Below are 286 nucleotides of genomic sequence, written 5' to 3'. Positions count from 1 at the left end.
ACGAAGTGGCTTTTACCTGGCAGGGCGGCGAACCAACGTTACTCGGGCTGGATTTTTACCGCCGTGCCGTGGCGCTACAGGCGAAATATGGTGCTGGCAGGAAGATAAGTAATAGCTTCCAGACTAACGGCGTGCTGCTCGATGACGAATGGTGTGCATTTCTGGCAGAAAATCATTTTCTTGTAGGGTTATCGCTGGATGGTCCGGCTGAGATCCACAATCAATATCGCGTGACCAAAGGTGGCAGACCAACGCATAAGCTGGTGATGCGTGCTCTGACGCTCCT

At 52.8% G+C, this 286-nt stretch carries 1 protein-coding gene; it reads left to right on the top strand.

Going from position 1 to position 286, the window contains the following annotated elements:
- The coding region (locus LZP73_RS20610; RefSeq protein WP_326490383.1) for a radical SAM protein at positions 1-286 on the top strand (286 nt) is incomplete at both ends.

Origin of the sequence: Shewanella sp. AS16 (genome assembly GCF_021412365.1) — a bacterium.
GTDB lineage: Bacteria > Pseudomonadota > Gammaproteobacteria > Enterobacterales > Shewanellaceae > Shewanella > Shewanella salipaludis.
This window is presented reverse-complemented; position numbering and strand designations above follow the sequence as displayed.